General features: G+C 69.4%; 14 protein-coding genes and 1 pseudogene. 4 read left to right on the top strand and 11 right to left on the bottom strand.

The window, feature by feature from the left end; genetic code table 11:
* Positions 1-27 precede the first annotated feature (27 nt).
* The 3 genes from AC07RM_RS04795 to AC07RM_RS04785 are packed head-to-tail and all read left to right on the top strand — an operon-like array spanning position 28 to position 2,821.
* Positions 28-858, top strand: coding sequence for an SDR family NAD(P)-dependent oxidoreductase (locus AC07RM_RS04795; RefSeq protein ID WP_431512359.1), 831 nt, complete (start codon positions 28-30; stop codon positions 856-858).
* 3 nt (positions 859-861) lie between these two features.
* The gene (locus AC07RM_RS04790) at positions 862-1,650 is read left to right on the top strand and encodes an enoyl-CoA hydratase/isomerase family protein (RefSeq protein ID WP_495333462.1); all 789 of its coding nucleotides are present in this window, start codon (positions 862-864) and stop codon (positions 1,648-1,650) included.
* Positions 1,651-1,669: 19 nt separating this feature from the next.
* Positions 1,670-2,821 carry an acyl-CoA dehydrogenase family protein gene (locus AC07RM_RS04785; RefSeq protein ID WP_495333460.1) on the top strand — a complete coding sequence of 384 codons (1,152 nt, stop codon included), beginning with the start codon at positions 1,670-1,672 and terminating at the stop codon, positions 2,819-2,821.
* 130 nt (positions 2,822-2,951) lie between these two features.
* Here AC07RM_RS04785 and AC07RM_RS04780 read toward each other — a convergent pair whose 3' ends face one another.
* Both AC07RM_RS04780 and AC07RM_RS04775 read right to left on the bottom strand, forming a co-directional pair.
* A complete protein-coding gene (locus tag AC07RM_RS04780) occupies positions 2,952-3,332 on the bottom strand; it encodes a hypothetical protein (protein WP_057598380.1) in 381 nt (126 codons plus the stop codon).
* A 280-nt stretch (positions 3,333-3,612) separates the two neighbouring features.
* Positions 3,613-4,413: an alpha/beta fold hydrolase gene (locus AC07RM_RS04775; RefSeq protein WP_495333458.1), complete on the bottom strand. Its 801-nt coding sequence runs from the start codon at positions 4,411-4,413 to the stop codon at positions 3,613-3,615.
* A 130-nt stretch (positions 4,414-4,543) separates the two neighbouring features.
* Here AC07RM_RS04775 and AC07RM_RS04770 point away from each other — a divergent pair.
* Positions 4,544-5,446 (top strand): annotated as a pseudogene (locus AC07RM_RS04770) (LysR family transcriptional regulator); the annotation flags it as partial.
* 25 nt (positions 5,447-5,471) lie between these two features.
* Here AC07RM_RS04770 and thmT read toward each other — a convergent pair.
* The 9 genes from thmT to AC07RM_RS04725 form a co-directional block, all read right to left on the bottom strand.
* Positions 5,472-5,663 (bottom strand): 2-hydroxymuconate tautomerase, encoded by a 192-nt coding sequence (gene thmT, locus AC07RM_RS04765; RefSeq protein WP_057597602.1) that lies wholly within the window; start codon positions 5,661-5,663, stop codon positions 5,472-5,474.
* Between the two features lie 19 nt (positions 5,664-5,682).
* A complete protein-coding gene (gene dmpH, locus AC07RM_RS04760) occupies positions 5,683-6,471 on the bottom strand; it encodes a 2-oxo-3-hexenedioate decarboxylase (RefSeq protein ID WP_495333457.1) in 789 nt (262 codons plus the stop codon).
* Entirely contained in the window at positions 6,468-7,511 is a 1,044-nt protein-coding gene (gene dmpG, locus AC07RM_RS04755) for a 4-hydroxy-2-oxovalerate aldolase (protein ID WP_495333455.1), read from the bottom strand. Before dmpG ends, dmpH begins: the two co-directional genes overlap by 4 nt.
* A gap of 13 nt (positions 7,512-7,524) precedes the next feature.
* Positions 7,525-8,448, bottom strand: coding sequence for an acetaldehyde dehydrogenase (acetylating) (locus AC07RM_RS04750; RefSeq protein ID WP_495333453.1), 924 nt, complete (start codon positions 8,446-8,448; stop codon positions 7,525-7,527).
* Between the two features lie 13 nt (positions 8,449-8,461).
* Complete coding sequence (gene dmpE / locus AC07RM_RS04745) at positions 8,462-9,244, bottom strand: 2-oxopent-4-enoate hydratase (protein WP_495333451.1); 783 nt, start codon at positions 9,242-9,244, stop codon at positions 8,462-8,464.
* Between the two features lie 29 nt (positions 9,245-9,273).
* Entirely contained in the window at positions 9,274-10,098 is an 825-nt protein-coding gene (locus AC07RM_RS04740) for an alpha/beta fold hydrolase (protein ID WP_495333449.1), read from the bottom strand.
* Between the two features lie 10 nt (positions 10,099-10,108).
* The gene (locus AC07RM_RS04735) at positions 10,109-11,563 is read right to left on the bottom strand and encodes a 2-hydroxymuconic semialdehyde dehydrogenase (RefSeq protein WP_495333447.1); all 1,455 of its coding nucleotides are present in this window, start codon (positions 11,561-11,563) and stop codon (positions 10,109-10,111) included.
* Between the two features lie 10 nt (positions 11,564-11,573).
* A complete protein-coding gene (locus AC07RM_RS04730) occupies positions 11,574-12,506 on the bottom strand; it encodes a catechol 2,3-dioxygenase (protein ID WP_431512349.1) in 933 nt (310 codons plus the stop codon).
* A gap of 28 nt (positions 12,507-12,534) precedes the next feature.
* A partial coding sequence (locus AC07RM_RS04725) for a 2Fe-2S iron-sulfur cluster binding domain-containing protein (RefSeq protein WP_495333445.1) occupies positions 12,535-12,992 on the bottom strand: 458 nt, incomplete at its 5' end.

Genomic DNA, 12,992 nt, shown 5'->3' with positions numbered 1-12,992 from the left:
CATCCCCCGCAAAGAAAAGAGAACACCATGACACGCAAACTCGAAGGCAAGGTCGCCCTCATCACCGGCTCGGGCCGCGGCATCGGCCGCTCGATCGCGCTCAAGCTCGCCAGCGAAGGCGCGCGCATCGTCGTCAACGACCTCGACGCCGAACCCGCGCAGGAAGCGGTGCAGGCCATCCGCGAGGCCGGCGGCCAGGCCGTGGCCTGCGTGGGCAACGTGACGGCGCCCGATTTCGCCGAGCGCTTCGTCGGCACGGCGGTGAGCGAATTCAAGGGCCTGGACATCGTCATCAACAACGCCGGCTACACCTGGGACAACGTGATCCAGAAGATGACCGACGAGCAGTGGTACGCGATGATCGATTGCCACCTGACGGCGCCGTTCCGCATCCTGCGCGCCGCGCAGCCGGTGATCCGCGCGCTCGGCAAGGCCGAGACCGAGGCCGGGCAGCGCGTGATGCGCAAGGTGGTCAACATCTCGTCGATGGCGGGCCTGTTCGGCAACCCGGGCCAGACCAACTACGCGGCGGGCAAGGCCGGCATCGTCGGCATGACGCAGACGCTGGCCAAGGAATGGGGGCGCATGAACGTCACCGTCAACTGCGTGGCCTACGGCCTGATCAAGACCCGGCTGACCGGCAATGCGGCCGAGGGCGGCACGGCCCATATCGACGGCCGCGACATCAAGGTGGGCGTCAACCCCGACCTGATGGCCGCGATGGAGCGCGGCATTCCGCTGGGCCGCGGCGGCACGCCCGAGGAAGCGGCCGGCGCGGTGTACCTGCTGTGCATTCCGGAATCGGACTACGTGAGCGGCCAGACGCTGGTGTGCAGCGGCGGCCTCACGGGGTTCTGAGCGATGGCTGCCGCTGTGCGCAGCGAGGTGCGCGAAGGCATCGCGACCCTGGTGCTCGACCGGGCCGAGGCGCTCAACGCGCTGGGCCCGCCGCTGCTCGATGCGCTGCTGGCGGCGCTGCGCGCCTGCCAGGCCGATGCGCAGGTGCGTGCCATCGTGCTGACCGGCGCGGGCCGCGCCTTCTCGGGCGGCGGCGACATCGGCTACTTCGGCGACGTGCTGGCCGGTGGTCCGCAGCATGCGCAGGAGCAGATCGGCCGCGGCATGGAACAGGTGGGCAACCCCATCGCGCAGGCCATCGCCGACAGCGCGGTGCCGGTGGTGGTGGCCGTCAACGGGCCCTGCGCGGGCGCGGGCGTCGGCATCGCGCTGGCGGCCGACGTCGTGATCGCGGCGCGCTCGGCCTACTTCCTCGTGCCGCAGGTGGCGCAGCTCGGGGCAGTGCCCGACCTGGGCGCGACCTGGTCGCTGCCACGGCTGGTCGGGCGCAGCCGGGCGCTCGGCATCGCGCTGCTCGGCGAACGCATCGACGCGGCGCGGGCCGAGCAATGGGGGCTGATCTGGCGCTGCGTCGACGATGCCGCCCTGCTCGACGAGGCGCATGCACTGGCCCGGCGGCTGGGCAGCGCATCGGCCGCGGCGCTGCGCGACACGCGCCAGCTGATCGACGCGGCCACCGACCGCACGCTGGCCGAGCAACTGGCCGGCGAATGCGAAGCCCAGCGCCGGCACGTGGCCGGCGAATTCTTCAACAACGCCTGCGCGCGCTTTCTCGCGCGCGCCAGGACCTGAACGAACACCCGAAAGAACCATGCTGCCCCAACTGCTGCGCCATCGCTGGATGGACGAAGACATCGATGCCTTTCGCGAACAGGTGCGCCGCTACATCGCGGCCGAGCTCTCGCCGCAACTGGAAGGCTGGCGCCGCCAAGGCTTCATTCCGCGCGAGGTCTGGCGCCCGTTCGGCCGGATGGGCTTCCTGCTGCCCGAGATCGACGAGGCCTACGGCGGCGCCGGTGCCTCGCTCGCCTACCAGATGGTGGTGCAGGACGAACTGGCGAAGGCCGAGTTCCCTGCCAACACCGGCGTGCACAACCTCGCCGCGCACTACATCCTCGACTACGGCACCGAGGCGCAGAAGCAGCGCTGGCTGCCGCGGCTCGCGAGCGGCGAGCTGCTGGCCGGCATCGCGCTCACCGAGCCCGGCTGCGGCTCGGACCTGAAGGCGCTGCGCACCCGCGCGCGGCGCGAAGGCGAGCACTACGTGATCGACGGCGCCAAGACCTTCATCACCAACGGCTTCTCGGGCAACCTGCTGGTGGTGGCGGTGCGCACCGGCGAGGCGGGCAGCCGCGGCGTGTCGCTGGTCGTGCTCGAGACCGAAGACCTGCCGGGCTTTCGCGTGGGACGGCGGCTCGAGAAGCTGGGCCAGCATGCGTCGGACACGGCCGAGATCTTCTTCGACGGCGTGCGCGTGCCGGCCGACCATCTGCTCGGCGGCAAGGAAGGCGACGGCTTCATCCAGCTCATGAGCCAGCTCTCGTACGAGCGGTTGTTCCTGTGCGTGCCGGCCGCGGCGGTGATCGAGCGCGCGGTGGAACTGACGGTGGAATACACGCGGCAGCGCAAGGCCTTCGGCCACAGCGTGTTCGATTTCCAGAACACGCGCTTCAAGCTCGCCGAGTGCGCCACCATCGCGCACGTGGTGCGCAGCTTCGTCAACGACTGCATCCAGCGCCTGGTCGACGGCACCCTCGACCAGGAGGCCGCCTACATGGCCAAGCTGTGGTGCACCGAGCAGCAGGGCAAGGTGACCGACGAGTGCCTGCAGCTGTTCGGCGGCTACGGCTACATGGTCGAGTACCCGATCGCGCGCATGTATGCCGATGCGCGCGTGCAACGCATCTACGGCGGCACCAGCGAGATCATGAAGGACCTGATCGCGCGCAAGCTGGGCGCGTGAAGCGCGCGGCGCGCGGGCGCCTCCCATGAAAAAACCGGCCCCTGCTTTCGCAAGGGCCGGCTTCTTGTTGGCTGAACCGCGGGCCTCACGCGGGGCTGCCCCCGCGATGCGACCTGGTTCTATGCGCTGATTACAGCGGCAGCGAGTCGCCGCGAGCAGCAGCGCGGGCTTGTGCGCGCACCGCATTGCGGTCCACGGTGCTGGCGACCAGCGGGGCCACGCCCGACGAAGCGCCTTCGGCGTAGGGATTGTCGCTGTGTGCTGCGGCAACCGCCTCGGCACGCACGGCAGCGCGGCTGGTCTGCGACACGATCACCTGGGCCGGGCCGGCGTTCGCGCCTTCGGCATAGGGGTCGGCGCTGCGGGCGGCGATGACGGCCTGGCCGGCGACTTCGGCGCGGCTGGCGGCCGAGGTCAGGGGATGCACACCCTCATAGGTTTCGGCATGGGCTGCACCGGCAGCGGCCAGCAGGGAGAGGGCAACGGCGGAGAGGAGCTTCGAGGCGTTCATTTGAGTATTCCTTCAATTCTTGTGACTTGACTTTGGATGATTCGAACCGGTCTTGGTGGGGCGCCGTCCCTTCGGGGGCGGCCACCTCGTCAGTGCCTGTTCACCCAGATCAGTCGCTGCCTTCTGCTTGTCTTGGAGTCGGCGGCTGGTCCGTGAGATGAATTGTGCGCCTCGAACCTAGGTAAAAACCCTAGGCAAATGGAACCGCGGCGTTCACGGGAAGGAAACAATCGATCGCCCGCGACCCTCCTGCCCCCTCCTGCCCCCTTCTGCCTCCTCCTCATCGGCCCTCGAGGAAATCGACCACCGCGCCCACGAACTCCTTCGGAAACTCCACGTTCGACAGGTGCACCGCGGGCAGGGTCAGCAGCCGCGCACCCGGCACGGTGGCCGCGATCAGCTCGCCATGGCTCGCGGCCGTGACCGGGTCGAACTCGCCCGCGATCACCAGCGTGGGCCGCTCGATCAGCGCGATGGGCCGGCGCAGGTCGGCGTCGCGCACGGCGGCGAGCGCGCCGGCCAGGCCCTGCGGGTCGATCTCGAGCAGCACCTGGCGCAAGGCCTGCACCACGGGGCCGTTCTCGATCAGCAGCCGCTCGGGGAACCAGTTGCGCAGGAAGCCCTCGGCCGTCTCCTTCATGTCGGGGGCGGCGAGCACGCCGACGATGCGCTCGTCGAACACGCTGGCCGGGCCAAGCCACGAGGAGGTGTTGGCCAGCACCAGCCGGTCGATGCGTTCGGGCGCGTGCACGCCCAGCCACTGGCCGAGGAAGCCGCCGAGCGAGAGGCCGAGGAAATGCGCGCGCTCGATCTTCAGCGCGTCGAGCAGCTCGATCACGTCGCGGCCGAGCCGGTCCATCGAATAGGCGCCCGGCGTGACGCCCGAGCCGCCATGGCCGCGCGTGTCGTAGCGCAGCACGTGGAAATGCCGGCCCAGCGCCTCGACCTCGCCGTCCCACATCGAGAGCGTGGTGCCGATGGAGTTCGACAGCAGCAGCACGGGCTTGCCGGCATCGCCATCGAGGCGGTAGGCGATGCGGGCGCCGTCGCCGGCGGTGGTGGTGTGGGTGAAGTGGCTCATGGCGTGCTTTCCTTGGCATGGCTTCGGAGCCTCGGCCCCTGCAACGGCGATCACCGTGAGTCAAATCGTAGTTGCGCCTCCCGGCGAAAGAAATTACAAAGTTTGATCAATCCTTGTCAGCAAATCGAACATGAGCGAATTCACCCTGCACGACCTCCAATGCTTCGACGCGGTGGTGCGCGCGGGCGGCTTCCAGGCCGCCGCCACGCAGTTGCATCGCTCGCACCCGGCGGTGTTCGCGGCCGTGGCCAAGCTCGAGCGCCAGCTCGGCCTGGTGCTGCTCGACCGCGGCGGCTACCGCGTGCAACCCACCGAGGCCGGCCGCTCCTTCCATGCGCGCGCGCAGTCGCTGCTGCGCGAACTCGAGGGCCTGCGCGGCCATGCGCGCCAGCTCGCGGTGGGCGAGGAAAGCGAGCTGCGCGTGGTGATCGGCGACCTGTGCCCGCGGCCGCAGGTGCTGGCGATGCTGGCGCGCTTCTTCGCCCGCTGCCCGGGCACGCGGCTCGCGCTCTATTTCGAGGCGGTGGCCGGTCCGGCCGAGCGACTGTTCGACGGCGAGGCCGACCTGATCCTGCACGGCATCGACAAGCGCGATCCGCGGCTCGAGTGGATCGACCTGTGCAAGGTGCCCTTCGTGCCGGTGGTGGCGCCGGCCCTGCTGGCCGAGCCGCTGCCGCGCGCGCCGGGGCCCGAGCGCATGCGCGCCTACACCCAGTGCGTGATGCGCGACACAGCGCGCCACACGCCGCCCCAGGACCACTTCCTGATCGAGGGCGCGCACCAGTGCACCGTGGCCGACCAGCTCATGAAGAAGGAAGTGATCCTGCTGGGCCTGGGCTGGGGCCACATGCCGCGCTTCCTGATCGAGGAGGAGCTGCGCGACGGCCGGCTGCGCTCCATCGCGGGCCGCCACCTGCCCGGCAGCGTCGAGGAACTGGTGGCGGCGCGTCGGCGCGACCGCTCGCCGGGGCCGGTCGCGAGCCGGCTCTGGGCCCATATCGAGGCCGAGGCGTCGGCGCTGCGCCGCGCGCTGGCCGGCACCGGCACCGGCGAGACTGCTAGCGCCCCAGGTCCTTCGCCGACACCCCGGCGATCCCCCAGTTCTCCTTCGGCACGTCGTGCAGCCACACGCGCACGTTCTCCTTCGGCGCGTTGACGGCCTCGACGATGGCGGCCGTGACCTTCTCGATCAGCGCGCGCTTCTGGTCCTCGGTGCGGCCTTCGATCAGGTAGATCTGTGCAAATGGCATGGTCCGGCTCCTTCCCTGTTCAGACGAAGCGCAGCCCGACGCTGCCCATGCCCTGCACCTTGAGCGTGACCGCGTCGCCCGCCTGCACGGCCACCGCCTCGGTGATGCCGCCCGAGAGGATCAGCGTGCCCGCAGGAATCTCCTCGCCGCGCGCGCCCAGGTGGTTGGCCAGCATCGCGATGGCCGCGGCCGGATGGCCGAGCACCGCCGCGCCGGCGCCGAAGGCCACGGGCTGGCCGTTCTTCTCGAGCACGATGCCCACGGTGCGCAGGTCGACCTCGCTCGCGGGCACGGCCCGGCCGCCGACCACGAAGCGCGAGGCCGAGGTGTTGTCGGCCACCACGCTCTTGAGGTCGAACTTGAAGTCGCGGTAGCGGCTGTCGATCACCTCGATGCCCGGCAGCACGAAGTCGGTGGCCGTGAGCACCGCGCCGATGTGGCAGCCCGGACCCCTGAGCGCGCGCTTCGTCACGAAGGCGATCTCGGGCTCGACCTTCGGATGGATCAGCTCGCTCACCCGGCACTCGCCGCCCTCGGGCACGGCGTAGTTCTCGGCCATGAAGCCGAAGACCGGCGTGGTCACGCCCATCTGCTTCATCTTGGCGTGCGAGGTCAGGCCGGCCTTGAGGCCGACGATGCGCAGGCCGCGCGCGGTCTTGCGGCGGCGGATCTCGTCCTGGATCGCATAGGCGTCGTCCCAGTCCATCTGCGGGTATTCGTCGGTGATCTTGGGCGTGTCGCGCGCCTCGAGCTCGCAGGTCTCGAGGTGCTCGGCGAGCGCGGCGATGGTCTTCGCATCGAGCTTCATGCCGCCACCTCCTGACGCGAGCGCGCCAGCGTGATCGCCGTGTCCTCGATCATGTCCTCCTGCCCGCCGACCATGCCGCGCCGGCCCAGCTCGACCAGGATCTCGCGCGCCGGCACGCCGTACTTCTTCTCGGCGCGCTTGGCGAACAGCAGGAAACTCGAGTACACGCCCGCGTAGCCCAGCGTCAGCGAGTCGCGGTCGACGCGGATCGCGTGGTCCATGATCGGCACCACGCGGTCCTCGGCCACGTCCTGGATGCCGAACACGTCGACGCCGGTCTCGATGCCCATGCGGTCGCAGACCGCGACGAACACCTCCATCGGCGTGTTGCCCGCGCCAGCGCCCAGCCCCGCGGCGGCGGCGTCGATGCGGTTCGCGCCCGCCTCCACCGCGGCGATCGAGTTGGCGATGCCCATCGCGAGGTTGTGGTGGCCATGGAAGCCCAGCTCGATGTCGGGCTTCAATGCCGCGCGCACCGCGCCCAGCCGCGCCTTCACGTCTTCGGGCAGCATGTGGCCGGCCGAGTCGGTCACGTAGATGCAGTTGGCGCCATAGCCTTCCATCAGCAGCGCCTGGCGCACCAGCAGTTCGGGCGAGGCCATGTGGGCCATCATCAGGAAGCCGACCGTGTCGAGGCCGAGCTTGCGCGCCATCGCGATGTGCTGCTCCGACACGTCGGCCTCGGTGCAGTGCGTGGCCACGCGCACCGTGTGCACGCCCAGGCCGTGCGCCATGCGCAGGTGGTCGACGGTGCCGATGCCCGGGATCAGCAGCGCCGAGACCTTGGCGCGCTTCATCAGCGGGATCACGGTGCCGAGGTACTGCTCGTCGGAGTGGGCCGGAAAGCCGTAGTTGACCGAGCTGCCGCCCAGGCCGTCGCCATGCGTGACCTCGATCAGCGGCACGCCCGCCTCGTCGAGGCCGGTGGCGATGTGCTTCATCTGTTCGAGCGTCATCAGGTGGCGCTTGGGATGCATGCCGTCGCGCAGGGTCATGTCGTGCACGGTGATGCGACGGCCCTTGAGGGTGGTGGTGTTCATGGGGTGGGTGCTCCTATGCCGCGACGGCTTCGGGTTGCGGGGCGCCAGCGAGCATCGCCTCGGCGAACATCTCCGCGGTGCGCGCCGCGGCGGCGGTCATGATGTCGAGGTTGCCGGCGTACCTGGGCAGGTAGTCGCCCAGGCCCTCGACCTCGAGGTAGATCGACACGCGCTTGCCGTCGAACACCGGCCCGTTGACCAGCTTGTAGCCCGGCACGTAGCGCCGCACCTCGGCGATCATGGCGTGCACCGAGGCGGTGATGCGCGCCTCGTCGGGCGTGTCCTCGGTCAGGCAGTGCACCGTGTCGCGCATGATCAGCGGCGGCTCGGCGGGGTTGACGATGATGATGGCCTTGCCCTTCGCGGCGCCGCCCACGCGCTCGACCGCGTCGGCCGTGGTGCGGGTGAACTCGTCGATGTTCTTGCGCGTGCCCGGGCCGACCGAGCGGCTGGCCACCGTGGCCACGATCTCGCCGTAGGCCACGGGCTGCACGCGCGACACCGCCGCCACCATCGGGATGGTGGCCTGGCCGCCGCAGGTGACCATGTTGACGTTGGCGGGCCGCTCGCCGGCATCGGCCATCAGCGCCTGCAGGTTGACCGGTGGCACGCAGAACGGGCCGATGGCCGCGGGCGTGAGGTCGATCATCAGCACGCCGAGCGCATTGAGCTTGGCGCTGTTCTCGGCATGCACGTAGGCGCTGGTGGCATCGAAGGCGATCCGCACGCCGTCGGCCTTCACGTGCGGCAGCAGGCCGTCCACGCCCTCGGCAGTGGTCTTCAGGCCCATCTCGCGGGCACGCTTCAGGCCGTCGGACTCGGGGTCGATGCCCACCATCCACACCGACTCGAGCACCGGGCTGCGCTGCAGCTTCGCAAGCAGGTCGGTGCCGATGTTGCCCGGGCCGATCAGCGCGCACTTGATCTTGTTCGTCATGGGTTTTTCTCCGTCAATGGAAGCGCACCGAGCAGCCGCCGAGGCCGCCGATGGAGACGCGGAAGTTGTCGCCGGCCTGGGCCGGGAACATGGCGGCGAGCGCGCCCGAGAGGATCACCTCGCCGGCCTTGAGGCCGATGCCGAGCGCGCCGAGGGTGTTGGCCAGCCACGCGACCGCGTTGACCGGCGAGCCGAGCGCGGCGGCGCCCGCGCCGGTGGCGATGATCTCGCCGTTCTTCTCGACCACCATGCCGCAGGTCGAGAGGTCGACGCGGCGCGGATCGACCGCGCTGTCGCCGAGCACGAACACGCCGCACGAGGCGTTGTCGGCCACGGTGTCGGCGATCCTGATCTTCCAGTCGCGGATGCGCGAGTCGACGATCTCGAAGCAGGGCATCACGCATTCGGTGGCGGCCAGCACGTCGGCGTTGACTATGCCCGGGCCCATCAGGTCGCGCTTGAGGATGAAGGCGATCTCGCCCTCGGCCTTGGGCTGGATCAGCGTGGTGCTGTCGATCGACTCGCCCTCGCCGACGATCATGCCGTCGAGCAGGTAGCCGAAGTCGGGCTGGAACACGCCGAGCATGTTCATCACGGCGCGCGAGGTCACGCCGATCTTCTTGCCGACGATGCGCTCGCCGGCCTCGAGGCGGCGCGCGATCATGCGCTGCTGCACGCCGTAGGCATCGGCCACGGTGATGCCCTCGTGGCGGCTGGTGAGCGGATCGACGACGCTGCGCGCACGCAGCGCCTCGTAGAGCTCGTCGCCGAGCTGCTGGATCAGTGTGGGGTCCATGGTCTCTCTTTGCGTTGGAATGGAAGAAATCAGTCGGCCTCGGCCAGGAAGTCGCCGACCAGCCGCGCGAAGCGCGCGGCATGCTCGATCTGGGTCCAGTGGCCGCAGCGGCCGAACACATGGAGCTGGCTGTCGGCGATCCACTGGGACAGCGTCAGCGAGGTGGCGAGCGGGATCACGCGGTCCTCGCGGCCGTGGATCAGCAGCGTGCGATGCGGCAGCGCGCGGATGTCGGCCTCGGGACTGGCGAGCGCATCGACCCAGCGCTGGCGCGGTGCCGGGAACATGGCGCCGAAGGACTCCTGGAAGCCGGGCCGGATGCTGGCCTCGTAGCGCAGCTGCGCGAGTTCGTCGTTGACCAGCGTGCGGTCGAAGGCGAACACGTCCATGATGCGGCGCATGTTCTCGAACGAGGGCGTGTAGCCCCAGACGGCGTCGAGGCCCGGCGTGATCGCGAAAGGGACGCCCACGCTGCCCATCAGCACCAGCCGGCGCACGCGCTGCGGCGCGCGGATGGCCAGCGCCAGCGCGAGCGCGCCGCCGAAGGAGTTGCCGATCAGGTCGGTGCGTTCGATGTCGAGCGCATCGAGCAGGTCGAGCGCCTGGCGCACCCAGCCGTCCATGTCGTAACGCGCGCCCGACACGCGCTCCGTGAAGCCGAAGCCGGCCATGTCGGGCGCGATCGCGCGCCGGCTCGCAGCCAGCACCGGCAGCACGAGCCGCCAGTTGGCCCAGGCGCTGACGCCCGGGCCCGAGCCGTGGATCAGCAGCACGGGCGCGCCCTGCCCCAGGTCGTGCACGTTGGTGGCGAAGCCGCCGGTGCGCACGCTGTGGGCGATCTCGGGGTTGGTCACCGCGGCGTCCTCAGAGCTTGATGCAGACGTTGCGGAGCTCGGTGTAGAACTCCAGCGAATGCACGCCGCCCTCGCGGCCGATGCCCGAGGCCTTGGCGCCGCCGAAGGCGGTGCGCAGGTCGCGCAGGAACCAGCTGTTGACCCAGCAGATGCCGACCTCGACGCGCTTGGCGACGCGGTGCGCGCGGCCGAGGTTCTCGGTCCATACGGTGGTGGCGAGGCCGTAGTCGGTGGCGTTGGCGAGCGCGATCGCTTCCTCCTCGGTGTCGAAGGGCGCGATGTGGCAGCAGGGGCCGAAGATCTCCTCGCGGATCACCGCGGCCGTCTCGGGCAAGCCGGTCCAGATGGTGGGCTGCACCCAGTTGCCTTCGGCCAACGCCCCCTTCATGGCCGGCACGCCGCCACCTGTGACGACGGTGGCACCCTCCTGCACGGCCTTCTCGTAGTACGACAGCACCTTGCGCTGGTGCTCGCGCGAGATCAGCGGGCCGAGGCCGACGCCGGGTTCTTCCGAAGGACCTGGCTTCAACGCCTCGGCCTTGGCCTTGAGCGCCGCGACGAACTTCTCGAAGATCGGCCGCTGCACATAGACCCGCTCGGTGCCCAGGCAAACCTGGCCGCAGTTCTCGAAGGCCGAGCGCGTGATGCCGGCCACGGCCTTGTCGAAGTCGGCATCGGCGAACACGATGCCGGCGTTCTTGCCGCCGAGCTCGAAGGATACGGGCCGCACGCCCTTGGCGGCCGCGGCCATGATGGCCTCGCCGGTGCGGGTCTCGCCGGTGAAGGTGATGCCGTTCACGCCCGGATGCCGGGTCAGGAACTCGCCGGCCGAGTCGGGCCCGAAGCCGTGCACGACGTTGTAGACGCCCGCCGGAATGCCGACGGCGTTCATCACTTCGCCGAGCAGGGTGGCGGTGGCGGGCGTTTCCTCCGAGGGCTTGACGACGACGGTGTTGCCGCAGGCCAGCGCGGGGCCGACCTTCCAGGTCATCAGGAGCAGCGGCAGGTTCCAGGGGCAGACGACGCCGATCACGCCCAGCGGCGAGCGCACTGCGTAGTTGAGCGCCTGGCCGCCGTCGGGCGTGGCCATCTCGAAGCTCTCGGTGGGCACGTTCTTCACGATGTCGGCGAACACCTTGAAGTTGGCCGCGCCGCGCGGGATGTCGACATGCGAGGCCAGCGCATGCGGCTTGCCGGTGTCGGCCATCTCGGCGGCGAGGAAGTCGTCGAAGCGCCGATTGATCTCGTCGGCCACCGCATGCAGCAGCTCGACGCGGCGCGCGACGCTCATGCGGCCCCACTCGCCGTCGAGCGCGGCGCGGGCCGCGCGCACGGCGGCATCGACCTCGGCCGCGCCGGCCTCGTGCACGAGGCCGATCAGGCGGTTGTCGACCGGCGCCCGGTTCTCGAAGGTCTTCGCGCCGGCGACGAACTCGCCGCCGATGAAGTTCATGAACTGCTTCATCGAGCGCTCCTCAGGTCAGCACGCTCAGGAAGTTCTCGTTGAGCTTGCGGTCGTGATAGAAGATCGCGCGCCCGAGCTCGTCGTCGGTCCACACCAGCGGCGGCTTGTCGGGGTAGTAGATGTAGCCGCCCGAGAACACCTCGTTGCGGTTGCCGCTCGGGTCGAAGAAGTAGATGGTCTCGCCGCGCGTGATGCCGTGGCGCGTGGGGCCGATGTCGAGCGACACGCGCTTCTTCGAGATGATGTCGGCCGCCTTCAGCACCTCGCCCCAGTTGTCGAGCAGGAACGATGCGTGGTGGAACTTGTTCTTCTCGGCATGGCGGATGAACGCGATGTCGTGCGGCTTGGTCGAGCAGGTCAGGAAGGCCGCGATGTACATGCGCTCGGGACCAGCCACCACGCTCTCGGCGAGCTGGAAGCCCAGCACGTCGATGAACAGCTTCATGGTGCCGTCGAGGTCGTCGCCGTACAGCAGGCAATGGTCGAAGCGCGAGGGCGCCATGCCCTTGAGGTCGTCGGGATAGACCTCGGGGTTCTCGTAGGACATGCCGTTGCCGACCTTCTCCTTCTCGGCGAACAGTTCGATCGCATGGCCGGTGGGCACGGTGAAGCGGAAGCGCCGGCCGGTGCGCAGATGCTCGCCGGCCTCGATCCACTGCGGCTCGGTCGCGAGGCCGCTGGCCTTGACGTCGGCCGCGAGCTTCTCGAGCGTGGCGGGCGAATCGACGCGAAAGCCCATGAAGTCCATGCCGGCCTCGTCGGCCTCGCGCAGCACCACGCTGTGGTGATCGTGCTCGTCCCAGGCCTTGAGGTAGATGCGGCCTTGCGGATCGCGCGCGGTTTCGATCAGGCCCAGCACGTCGCGGTAGTGCTTGAGCGCGGCCTCGATGTCGAGCACGCGCAGTTGCACGTGTCCGGGACGGATGACGCCGGTGATTGCCATGAGAGTCTCCTTGGTGGTTGAAAAGGTTTCAGGTGGGGGAACTGGGATTTCTGGAAGCCGTTGCTGCATGCCGTTCGATGCAGCGGGCCAACTTGTCGACGGCGCGCAGGGCGAGATCGCTTTGCGGATAGGCCCTGCAGGCGAGCACGTAGCCCTGGGCTTCTTCCGCGGCGCTGACGTGGCAGCGGCTCATGCGGTCGTGGCGCACATGGCCCGACTCGATGCGGACCTTGCAGACGCCGCAGCCGCCGCCTCGGCAGCCGACGGGGATGCCTTTGCGGCCCAGTTGCTCCATGCCGCCGAGCAGGGTCTGGTCGGGTTTGCAAGGGTAGCGTTCGCCGGTGTTGCCTATGGCTACGGAGAAGCTCGCTGGATTTGCCATGTTTCGTCCTTGTTCTTTTGAGGTAGGCCGGGGCGCGTGCACAGGACAGCGGGTACTTCCCTCCGCGAATGTCCCCCGGCCTTCGGCCTCCTCCTTGATTTCGC

This window comes from Variovorax sp. GW821-FHT09B05, assembly GCF_059418265.1.
Note: the sequence above shows the minus strand (reverse complement) of the source record. Positions and strands in the feature narration are given on the sequence as shown.

Coding starts and splice junctions, on each gene's coding strand:
- AC07RM_RS04795 (WP_431512359.1), top strand. CDS start 28: ATGACACGCAAACTCGAAGGCAAGGTCGCCCTCATCACCGGCTCGGGC.
- thmT (WP_057597602.1), bottom strand. CDS start 5,663: ATGCCATTTGCACAGATCTACCTGATCGAAGGCCGCACCGAGGACCAG.
- dmpE (WP_495333451.1), bottom strand. CDS start 9,244: ATGGACCCCACACTGATCCAGCAGCTCGGCGACGAGCTCTACGAGGCG.
- AC07RM_RS04785 (WP_495333460.1), top strand. CDS start 1,670: ATGCTGCCCCAACTGCTGCGCCATCGCTGGATGGACGAAGACATCGAT.
- AC07RM_RS04780 (WP_057598380.1), bottom strand. CDS start 3,332: ATGAACGCCTCGAAGCTCCTCTCCGCCGTTGCCCTCTCCCTGCTGGCC.
- AC07RM_RS04775 (WP_495333458.1), bottom strand. CDS start 4,413: ATGAGCCACTTCACCCACACCACCACCGCCGGCGACGGCGCCCGCATC.
- dmpH (WP_495333457.1), bottom strand. CDS start 6,471: ATGAAGCTCGATGCGAAGACCATCGCCGCGCTCGCCGAGCACCTCGAG.
- AC07RM_RS04790 (WP_495333462.1), top strand. CDS start 862: ATGGCTGCCGCTGTGCGCAGCGAGGTGCGCGAAGGCATCGCGACCCTG.
- AC07RM_RS04750 (WP_495333453.1), bottom strand. CDS start 8,448: ATGACGAACAAGATCAAGTGCGCGCTGATCGGCCCGGGCAACATCGGC.
- AC07RM_RS04735 (WP_495333447.1), bottom strand. CDS start 11,563: ATGAAGCAGTTCATGAACTTCATCGGCGGCGAGTTCGTCGCCGGCGCG.
- dmpG (WP_495333455.1), bottom strand. CDS start 7,511: ATGAACACCACCACCCTCAAGGGCCGTCGCATCACCGTGCACGACATG.
- AC07RM_RS04730 (WP_431512349.1), bottom strand. CDS start 12,506: ATGGCAATCACCGGCGTCATCCGTCCCGGACACGTGCAACTGCGCGTG.